This is a genomic window from Alcanivorax sp. HI0083 (genome assembly GCF_001635175.1).
On sequence record NZ_LWFX01001663.1, the window covers coordinates 1 to 9,385 of the forward strand.

A 9,385-nucleotide genomic window follows, 5' to 3' on the forward strand; every position below is an offset into this window, starting at 1 on the left:
GTAGGGCCGGATCATGGCGCGAATCTCTTCACTGGCGCCGAGCAACGCAAAGGCAGGTTCCTGGATCAGCCACAACACCAGCACCAGCACACCCTGCAGCACACCACCGCCGACCAGCACCAGCGCCCCCAACCGGTTGGCCTGCTCCTGCTGGCCGGCACCGATGGCCCGGGAGATGAGCGCGGCAATGGCAATACCGATGCCCACCTGCACACCGATGACCAGAAACGCCAACGGAAAAGTGAACGACTGGGCCGCCAGCGGTGCGGTGCCCAGCCGGGCCACGAAGATACTGTCGACCAGATAAAAGCCCAGCAGGGACATGACGCCCATGGCCATGGGCCAGGTCTGCTGCCAGAGCTGGCGGACCAACGCCAGGGTTGGCAGGTTTGCAGTATGGGTTTGCGAAGTCTCGCTCACGTCTTGTCCTGTTGATCATCCACATCGCCGGGCTGGCGACCCTTACTGCGTTCATAGGTCACGATGGCACTGCCGATGCTACCGATCAGCATGCCCACCGACCCGATAATAAACAGCCAGGTACCGGCCCGCTGCCAGCTTTCCCAGAGAAAAAACACGCTGCCAATAACAAAGGTACCATTGCCGATCAGGCCCAGAGTGACGTGAAACCACTGGTACTGGTGGACCAATGCACGGGTCAGTGCCCAGCTGCTGGAGTCGGTGGAAGATGGCGCTGTCGATGTCATCGTGTTCCCTCTTGCCGCATGGGTGAGGGAGCCTAACACGGCCACCTGGGGCTGTCCGTCATCTCCCCGTGACAGTATGGCGGGCAATCGCAACCGTTCACAGGAGCGGTTGCAGGCGGTCCACCAGTTTGCCGGTTTCCACCAGCTCCAGAAATTCATCGCCCAGCCGCTGGCTTTCGGTTACCGCCTTGCGCCAATACGCCTCACGGCCGGCATCATCGCCAAGGTAATGTTTGAAGTCGGTGCGATCAGGCAGCTTGCCGTGGGGCAGACTGGCCAGATACTCCCGGGACGGGGACACCAGCAACAGGCGTCGCAACCGCTGTGGGTCACCGTTGCGCCAGCGCAGGGGCTTGTCGAACCAGCCGGGGATCACCCGGTCGGTGAAGTGCGGGTAGAGCACAATGCCATCACTCTGGTACGGCAGGTCCAGGTGATAGTCGAGCATACCGCCATCGCGATACACACCATCCGGCGCACCGGGCAGGGCCGTCACGCCATCGAGCACCATGGGAATGGCGGCGCTGGCCAACAACGTCGCCCGCAAATTGTCTGCCTGCAAATCCACATGGTGGGTGGTGAAATCATTGAGCGGCCCCACCGGCAAATCGTCGCCTGCCGGATAGACCAGCCCACGCTCCATAAATAACCCCGTGGCACGGCGACTGAGCAGATTGGTACCGATCAACCCCGCCAGCCCGAGCCCCAGGCCCAGACCACCGCTACGGGCCATCAGGCCACGGCTGCGAATCACCACGATCACCAGGCGATAATCCGGATTGTGCAAAATACGCTGGTCACGATCCTCCAGCAGTTCCGACAGCATCTGCTCGCAGCGATGGCTGACTTCTTTCGCCGTTATCCCCTTGGGGAAACGCTGCCGGGTGTAGAGGTCGGCCAGCCGGGACAGGCCACTGCGGGCATCATCGCCCATGGTGATGGCGGCAAAGCGCCAGCTGCCGATGGAGGCGCCAATCAAGGTACGCGGGCGCGGCGCCGACGGCAGGAAGTCGCCGAACACGGCCTGGTCCAGGCCGTTGATGCCCAGCGCCTTGGGGCCACCGGCCGCTCCGGGAACGATATCCACGTCGGCGGCCCGCAGGCCATGCTCGCGTAAATGCGCGATGGCATCACTGCCCGCGCGCAGGGTCAGCGCCGGGGCTGAGGTATGAATGGCGACCACCCGATCTCTCCGAATCCGTTCCAGCAAGGGCCGCTATGGTAGCGAGAAAAAGAGGGAGGGCGAAATAGCATTCCACTATCAGAGAAGAGAAGCAGCACGCACCACGCCGCACGCGACACGCAAAATCACTCCGTGCCGGCCAAAAAGTCACCTAGTGCGCGGGTAAACGCCAATGGCTGGCTCATTAGCGGCACATGGCCGGACCTGGGTAACACCACGTGACGGGCACCGATCAGCTCGGCAAATTCCCGCTGGCCCTCGGGCGGATAAAGCGGCGAGCGGGCGCCGGTGATCACCGTAGCCGGCACCCTGAAGTCGGCCGCCGAAGCCCGGTAATCGTGGGCACCAAACAGGTAGGCATGCAGATAGGCACGGATATCCGCCAGTTCTGCCAGGGGCAGTATGCGCGCCCACAAGGACGACCAACGGGTCGTGGCGCTAAACGCGGAATGCAGGCCCTGGTGGCCCGCTATCTGGCCGAGAATATCCGTCAGCCGCATCAGCACGGCGTTGCGCAGGCCCGGAGCCAGCCTGGCGATATCGCCCTGATCCGGGGCTGCGTCCAATAGCGCCAGCAACTCCCGTAGTTGCGCATAGAAGTGTCCCTGGCGTTCACCAAACAACCCGTGGGGCCAGTCCGCCTTGTTATCCGTGCACGGAGACTGATCAATATGCAGGTAGCGCTTTACCGGGGAAAAATCCCCATGAGCATGCCAGTGCAGGCTGGTGGTCGCCCCCAGCGAGTAGCCCACCAACAGGAAATCCCGCAGGCCGAAATGGTGAACCAGGTCTTCCATGTCCTGCATGTGATTGTGGAACACGTCCGCCTGGTTGAAACGGGCCGCAGCGGAACCGCCAGCACCGCGCAAATCGGGAATCACAAACTGGAAACGACGCAGAAAGGGAAACACAAAGGGAAGCCAGTCACGCCCCTGCATGCCCAGGCCATGCAGCATCAGCACTGGCTGACCACGGCCCAGCAAACGCACGCGTAGCGTGGCGCCATCCCTGGCAGGAAATAATGGCATCAGGCTCCCCCTGGTGTTGGCACCTGTTTTTCGCAGGTGCTCTTATTCTTTTGGCCGGGCAGATTATTCGCCGTACAGGCAAAGATAGGCCGTATCGATGGCCACTTTTACCTGAAATTTCTGGTTAGCCTCAATCTCGAAAGTCTCACCGGCAGCAAACGTCTGCCAATCGGCACTGCCCGGCAACTTCACCGTCAGGGCACCACTGGTTACCGTCATGGTTTCGTGCTCACTGGTGCCGAATTCATAATCTCCCGGCGCCATCACGCCGACGGTGGCTGGCTTGGATTCGGTTTGAAAGGCAATGGATGCCACCTTGGCATCGAAGTATTCGTTGACCTTGAACATACAAGGGACTCCGCTGATTCAATGGAGGCGCGAGTATGCCAAAAGCCGGGACAAATCGCCGCTTATTTCCACATGCTGGTAATGGCAACGCCCTGCCGAACCGTTTTGGTCACCGGCGTTTTGGCGGCGATTTCCAGCAGGCGCTGCCGCTGCTCATCGCTGAGGGGCGCGCTGCAGGCCAGGGTACGATCGATGTGCTCGCCGCCCGCCTCATCCCGGTAAAAATCCAGACGAACATCAATATCGCCCAGCTCCCACCCCTTGCGCTCGGCATACATACGCAGGGTAATCGAGGTGCAGGCACCGAGCCCGGACAGCAATAGTTCATACGGGTTGGGGCCGCTATCTTCGCCCCCCATTGCCGCGCCTTCATCGGCACAGAGCTGATGTTGGCGAGCGCTGATCTGCTGGGCATAATGATGGTGGCTGTGAAGGCTGACCGTGGCCATAAGGCGTGTCCTTTCCCTTGCTTTCCCTTGTTGTCACCGCGTTCCATACTCGAAGCGCAGTGACACCCCGCACCTGAACTATGCCACGGAGACAGCCATGAGCAATACCCACGCCAGCGGCGAAACGGTGGAATGCCCCAACCTTGCCAGCCAGCCTACCCTGAAGCCTGTCGATTCGCGCAAAAGTATCCTCGGCAGCGGCCTGCCAATCATTCGGCATTTGCCCAGCCGCTCGCAACGGCTCATTGGTCCCTGGTGTTTTCTCGACCACATCGGCCCCACCGACCTGAGCGCCGACAACGCGGTCGATGTGGGCACCCATCCGCACATCGGGTTACAGACCGTGACCTGGTTATTTGAGGGCGCCTTGCTGCACAAGGACAGCCTGGGTTACGAACAGGTTATCGCCCCCGGCCAGCTGAATCTGATGACCGCCGGCCATGGCATCTGCCATTCCGAGGAAAGCCCGCCAGGATTCAGCGGCCCCATGCACGGCCTGCAATTCTGGATCGCCCTGCCCGCCGAGCATGAAGATACCCCGCCAGCCTTTGCCCACCACACTGACTTGCCCCGATGGCAACAGGATGGCGCCGAGATCACTCTGGTGGTGGGGGAGCTGGCCGGGCGACGTTCTCCAGCGGCGGTGTTCTCGCCGCTGGTGAGCGCCGATATTGTGGCCACACAAGCCTGTCAGCTGACCTTGCCCGTCCCTGCCGATTTCGAGCTGGGGCTGTGTATCAATGAAGGCCATGCTGAACTGGAAGGGGAAACCCTGAAGACCGGCGAGCTCTACTATCTGGGGCAGGGCCGCGACACCCTGGCTCTCACACTCTCCACCGACAGCCGCATCATGCTGCTGGGCGGCGAGCCGCTGGGGCAGCCGGTACTGCTGTGGTGGAATTTTGTCGGCCGGGATCAGGAGCGGCTGAATCAGGCGGTGAGCGACTGGCAACAATGGCCCAACGATCGCTTTGGCGAGGTCTCCGCCTACCAGGGAGCACCCTTGACGGCACCTACACTGGATCCGTCGGTGCGACTGAAATAAACGCGGGGTAGATCGCCCTCCCCGTAGGTCAGATTTACCCAAGGGCACAGAGAGCCTGAAAGGCGTAATCCGACCTTTAGCGGTGGAGCAAGAGGACAGGGTGGAGTCGGCTTACGGCTACGCCCTAAGCCGACCTACAAAATCAATTAACTGCCTTCAACCTGCTGGCAGAACATCGCCATGTCGGGATCAGCAAATCCTTTGTGGGTAATGATGGCGTCGTAGACCTTGCCCGCCTGAACCGCGCAGGACACTGTCTCGATCAGGCTGCCATCCGCAGCATCTTTTACTTGTACTTCCAGACGGCTGCTACCATTGGGCGTGTCCGAAAAATAGGCCGTGGCTTTGCCATACTGCAAGCCTGGAATTGTGCCGATAGAGAAAGTCGTATCTGCCTGTTGATACATGGCGTGAATAAAACGTACCCCCACCTTCGACGACTGTACTGAAGGCGTTTGCTGAAGGAAGGATTCCAGTTTCAGGGCGCTGGAAGCACCGGACACATCCCCCATCTGCACAAGCGTATAATTCGACCCGGCCTTAAGAGCAATCTCCCTGTCCAGCATGTCGCCATCGGCATTGCGAACCTGAAAATCGACGGTTTCGGTATCAGCCGCCAGCTTCAGGTTCATCCCGCTTTGCTCATCGGTGGAATATCCCACATCTTCAAATAGCGGATCTGACGCCTTATTGGTGATCACATCCACACGAATACTTGCTGCATCCGGGTCGGTAAAATCCGTCAGCTGATTGTGAAAGTAGAGACTGGCCGGCGGACGCAGCAAATCTTCCACGTCATCATCGTCACCGCCACAGCCGGACAAGACGACTGCGCTGGCCACCGCCAGCATTCCGATCATTCGCATAGTTACTCCCAAGGCAAACGCAAAAAGGGCATCCTAATCACGAAGAAGCCCCACTTTTTGGTATTGGTTGGCAGTTCAGAGGTTTTTCGTAGCGAGAAGTTCCAGCCGTTCAGTTGCTGAACGGCTGGCAGTACAGGGAAATCTGGTCGTCGTCACTGTCGAATTCTGTGTACGCGATGATGGCGTCGTAGCTGCGGCCGCTGCTGACGCTGCAGCTCACATCATCGATGATCACGCCCTGGGTTTCGTTGTTGATGGTCACCGCCAGGTTGCTGCCGGCACTCAGAGACACGTAGCTGCTGCCGTCGGCATATTCCAGCCCGCTGACCAGTGCCTGGCCACCGGGGGTGCTACCGCTGGCGGTGACGCTCAGCTCATCCCCGGACAGGCGTGACAGTGTGTTGATAAAACGCACCCGGATCTGCCCGCTACCCACATCCATCTTCTGGTGACTGAAGGTTTTCAGTTGGCGGTTATCCAGGGTGGTGTCGCCCATCAGCACCACCGTGTAGCGGTTGCCCCCGGTAAGCGTCCGGTTGATCGGGCCGTTAACCAGGGAGCTGCCGGAACTGCTGCCGCGGGCATCGAACGCCACCGACTGGCTGTCGTCGTCCAGCTTGAAACTGTTGGCGCTCACGCTGCCCCGCGTCGTATAGGCCACATTGCTTTCTTCTGCCGTGTTCTGGTCATCCACGAACAGGTCCACGGTGATATCGTCTTCACTGCCGCCACCCACCTGGGTGAGCTGGTTATGGAAGTACAGTTGGGCGCTGTCGTTGGAGAAGACGTCGTCGTCTTCGTCACAACCAAACGCGGACAACCCGGCCACAGAAGCCGCCAGCACCAATCGCAGAAAAATCATCGTTACGCACTCCCGGAAGGTGTCTCATCCGGCTCGCTTTCCACCGGCAGCGCAGCGACACCGTCCTCGTTAAATTCACGGATAAAGATACCCCAGAATGCCACGAAAAGGGCAGCCAACAATGGCCCCACCGCAAACCCGGTGATGCCAAACATGGCCAGCCCGCCCAGGGTGGAAAACAGCACCACATAGTCCGGCAGCTTGGTGTCGCGGCCCACCAGAATCGGGCGCAGGATGTTATCCACCAGACCGATGACAAAGACCCCGAACAGAATCAGGATCGTCGCCTCCTTCATGTCCCCCACGGCGTAGAGGTACAGCGCCACCGGAAACCAGATCAACCCCGCACCCACCGCCGGGATCAACGACAGCACGGCCATCACCACGCCCCACAGCAAGGCACCGGGAATGCCCAGCCACCAGAAGATCAGACCGCCCAGCGCGCCCTGGGTAATCGCCACCAGCAGGTTACCCTTGATGGTGGCACGGGTGACTTCGGCGAACTTGGCAAACAGCAGTTTTTCCCGCTCATCGCCCAGGGGCAGGGCGCGGATCAGCATGGCCACCATGGAATCGCCATCGCGAATCAGGAAAAACGCCAGGTACAACATCAGGCCCAGATTGAGGAAAAACTGGAACGTATTCTGCCCCACAGCCAGCGCCCGCTTGGCGAGGAACTGGCCCGCCCCGGTGAACGCCTTGACCGCCTGTTCCTTGATTTTCTCCAGGTCTATATCAAAGCGCTCGGCCAGCGACTGCAGGCCCGGGAAGGCATGCTTGATCTTGTCCACATAGCTGGCCAGATCGATCTCACCACTTTGCACCTTCTGGAACAGGCCGACGCCTTCGGATACGAACGACGTGGCCACGGCCAGCACCGGGATCACGACTAACACCACGCACAGCAGCAAGGTGAACAACGCCACCAGGTTGCGCCGTTGCGGCCAGCGGGCCAGCAGCCGTTTATGGAAGGGATAGAAAACCACACTGATGGCACAGGCCCAGAAAATGGGCGCGAAAAAAGGCTGAATCAGCAGGGCAAAAACGGCACTGACCGCCACCAGCGCCCACAGGAACGCGCGCTGTTCCAGTTTTTCCGATATTCCCGTGTCCCGCATACCCTGCCGCTTCCCTGTGTCACGTGATTAGGTGTCATGCCAATAGAATCAATGACCCGCCATATGCGCTAACGGGGGATCAACCGCCCGTCAGCATGGTGGAGCCCAGATACCCCATGTACGCCACATAGACCACCAGCAAGGCGATACCGTTAGTCCGGGTAATCTGCCCCTTGCGGCCCAACACGCCGAAGCCCATAACGAACAGCACCAGCGTCAGCCCCATCATCAGGGACCAGTCCCGCTGCAATACCGCAGGATCCACCGACATGGGCTTGATGGCACCGGCGATACCGACCACCGCCAGGGTATTGAACAAATTCGAGCCTAGCACGTTACCAAAGGCAATATCGTGCTCGCCCTTGCGCACCGCCGCAATGCTGGAAGCCAGCTCCGGCAGGGAGGTGCCGATGGCCACAATAGTCAAGCCGATGATCAGGTCGCTGACCCCCAGGGATTGCGCAATCAGCACCGCCCCCCACACCAGCGCCCGGGAGCTGACCACCAGCAGGATCAGGCCCACCACCAGCCAGAACAGGGATTGTTTCAGCGGCAGCGGGTGCTCTGCCAGGTCGGTTTCCACTTCCCCTGCCAGCACATCCCCCTTGCCGGTCATGGCCGCATAAATGGACCAGCCCATCAGCACCCCCAGCACGCCGATCAGGATCCAGGCATCCATGCGGGAAATGTGCCCGTCAATCAGCTGGTAGCCCGCCAGCAAGGTAATCAGAGTGAGAATCGGCAGTTCTTTCTTGAGGATGGCGGAATTCACCAGAATCGGGCTCATCACCGCCACCACCCCAAGGATCAGGGCAATGTTGGAAATATTGGAGCCGTAGGCATTACCCAACGCCAGCGACGGGTTGCCTTCCAGGGCCGCTAACGCCGACACCACCATCTCCGGGGCTGAGGTGCCAAAGCCCACAATCAGCATACCGATCAACAGCGGCGGCATGCCGGCATGGGCCGCCGTACCGGCCGCCCCTTCGACAAACTTGTCCGCACTCCACACCAGCAGAATCAGACCGCCAATCACGGCGGCAATGGCCAGCAACATCGGTACTCCTTGGGATCATCAATTTGGGATGGTCAATAATGTCAGGCGGGCACATTGTGGCAGAGAGGGAGGTGGCTGGCACCTACTCAGACGCAACACGCAGCACGCAGCACGCCCCATGCAGCACACCGCGCGGGGACGTGTTGCGTGGGGCGTGTCGCGTTAATCAGACATGCTGATCAGCACCCGGCTTGATGCCATAAGCCAGGGTATACAGCACCGGCACCACCACCAGGGTGAGCACGGTGGCAAAACCCAGCCCAAACATGATCACCACCGCCATGGATTCGAAGAAGGCATCGAACAGCAGCGGAATCATGCCAAGAATGGTGGTGACCGCCGCCATGCATACCGGGCGCACCCGGGAAATGGAGGCCGACACTACCGCATCGAAGGGCGCCATGGTTTCCCGATCCAGCTTGATCTGCTCCACCAGCACGATGCCATTTTTCACCAGCATGCCGGACAGACTCAGAAAGCCCAGTAATGCCATGAAGCCGAATGGCGAGTTCAGCAGCAGCAGCCCGAAGGTCACACCGATAATGGCCAGCGGCACCGTGGCCCAGATCACCAACGGTGAACGCACCGCGTCAAACAGCAAAATGGTGATGATGAACATGAACAGGTAGCCCATGGGCAGGCTGCCGAACACCGCCGCCTGGGCATCCTTGGAAGCTTCGTATTCACCGCCCCACTGCAGGGAGTAGCCCACCGGCAGTTCC

12 protein-coding genes are annotated in these 9,385 nt (G+C 60.2%); 1 reads left to right on the forward strand and 11 read right to left on the reverse strand.

What is annotated here, in order from left to right:
* The 6 genes from A3754_RS24400 to A3754_RS24425 all read right to left on the reverse strand — a co-directional run.
* On the reverse strand, positions 1-339 hold a 339-nt coding region (locus A3754_RS24400; RefSeq protein ID WP_255363162.1), incomplete at its 3' end, for an MATE family efflux transporter.
* A gap of 77 nt (positions 340-416) precedes the next feature.
* A complete protein-coding gene (locus A3754_RS24405) occupies positions 417-707 on the reverse strand; it encodes a YrhK family protein (RefSeq protein WP_063521588.1) in 291 nt (96 codons plus the stop codon).
* A 97-nt stretch (positions 708-804) separates the two neighbouring features.
* Complete coding sequence (locus A3754_RS24410) at positions 805-1,890, reverse strand: hypothetical protein (protein ID WP_063521589.1); 1,086 nt, start codon at positions 1,888-1,890, stop codon at positions 805-807.
* 125 nt (positions 1,891-2,015) lie between these two features.
* Complete coding sequence (locus A3754_RS24415) at positions 2,016-2,918, reverse strand: alpha/beta fold hydrolase (RefSeq protein ID WP_063521590.1); 903 nt, start codon at positions 2,916-2,918, stop codon at positions 2,016-2,018.
* Between the two features lie 63 nt (positions 2,919-2,981).
* On the reverse strand, positions 2,982-3,266 hold the full coding sequence (locus A3754_RS24420; protein ID WP_063521591.1) for a pyrimidine/purine nucleoside phosphorylase: 285 nt from the start codon (positions 3,264-3,266) through the stop codon (positions 2,982-2,984).
* A 62-nt stretch (positions 3,267-3,328) separates the two neighbouring features.
* Positions 3,329-3,715, reverse strand: a complete 387-nt coding sequence (locus tag A3754_RS24425) for an OsmC family protein (protein ID WP_063521592.1) — start codon at positions 3,713-3,715, stop codon at positions 3,329-3,331.
* A 97-nt stretch (positions 3,716-3,812) separates the two neighbouring features.
* On the opposite strand from A3754_RS24425, the gene A3754_RS24430 reads away from it, so the two are divergent.
* On the forward strand, positions 3,813-4,760 hold the full coding sequence (locus A3754_RS24430; RefSeq protein ID WP_063521593.1) for a pirin family protein: 948 nt from the start codon (positions 3,813-3,815) through the stop codon (positions 4,758-4,760).
* 146 nt (positions 4,761-4,906) lie between these two features.
* Here A3754_RS24430 and A3754_RS24435 read toward each other — a convergent pair whose 3' ends face one another.
* The 5 genes from A3754_RS24435 to A3754_RS24455 all read right to left on the reverse strand — a co-directional run.
* Entirely contained in the window at positions 4,907-5,626 is a 720-nt protein-coding gene (locus tag A3754_RS24435; protein ID WP_156497206.1) for a DUF4397 domain-containing protein, read from the reverse strand.
* Between the two features lie 109 nt (positions 5,627-5,735).
* The gene (locus A3754_RS24440) at positions 5,736-6,488 is read right to left on the reverse strand and encodes a DUF4397 domain-containing protein (protein ID WP_063521595.1); all 753 of its coding nucleotides are present in this window, start codon (positions 6,486-6,488) and stop codon (positions 5,736-5,738) included.
* Between the two features lie 2 nt (positions 6,489-6,490).
* Positions 6,491-7,606 (reverse strand): AI-2E family transporter, encoded by a 1,116-nt coding sequence (locus A3754_RS24445; protein WP_063521596.1) that lies wholly within the window; start codon positions 7,604-7,606, stop codon positions 6,491-6,493.
* Between the two features lie 79 nt (positions 7,607-7,685).
* Positions 7,686-8,663 (reverse strand): calcium/sodium antiporter, encoded by a 978-nt coding sequence (locus tag A3754_RS24450; RefSeq protein ID WP_063521597.1) that lies wholly within the window; start codon positions 8,661-8,663, stop codon positions 7,686-7,688.
* Between the two features lie 166 nt (positions 8,664-8,829).
* Positions 8,830-9,385, reverse strand: a 556-nt coding sequence (locus A3754_RS24455; RefSeq protein ID WP_197468844.1) for an efflux RND transporter permease subunit, incomplete at its 5' end; no start/stop codon positions are given.

What these genes read in the sequence shown, in the direction of transcription:
- A3754_RS24425 (WP_063521592.1), bottom strand. Translation starts at nt 3,715, where the DNA reads ATGGCCACGGTCAGCCTTCACAGCCACCATCATTATGCCCAGCAGATC.
- A3754_RS24435 (WP_156497206.1), bottom strand. Translation starts at nt 5,626, where the DNA reads ATGCGAATGATCGGAATGCTGGCGGTGGCCAGCGCAGTCGTCTTGTCC.
- A3754_RS24415 (WP_063521590.1), bottom strand. Translation starts at nt 2,918, where the DNA reads ATGCCATTATTTCCTGCCAGGGATGGCGCCACGCTACGCGTGCGTTTG.
- A3754_RS24405 (WP_063521588.1), bottom strand. Translation starts at nt 707, where the DNA reads ATGACATCGACAGCGCCATCTTCCACCGACTCCAGCAGCTGGGCACTG.
- A3754_RS24430 (WP_063521593.1), top strand. Translation starts at nt 3,813, where the DNA reads ATGAGCAATACCCACGCCAGCGGCGAAACGGTGGAATGCCCCAACCTT.
- A3754_RS24450 (WP_063521597.1), bottom strand. Translation starts at nt 8,663, where the DNA reads ATGTTGCTGGCCATTGCCGCCGTGATTGGCGGTCTGATTCTGCTGGTG.
- A3754_RS24440 (WP_063521595.1), bottom strand. Translation starts at nt 6,488, where the DNA reads ATGATTTTTCTGCGATTGGTGCTGGCGGCTTCTGTGGCCGGGTTGTCC.
- A3754_RS24420 (WP_063521591.1), bottom strand. Translation starts at nt 3,266, where the DNA reads ATGTTCAAGGTCAACGAATACTTCGATGCCAAGGTGGCATCCATTGCC.
- A3754_RS24445 (WP_063521596.1), bottom strand. Translation starts at nt 7,606, where the DNA reads ATGCGGGACACGGGAATATCGGAAAAACTGGAACAGCGCGCGTTCCTG.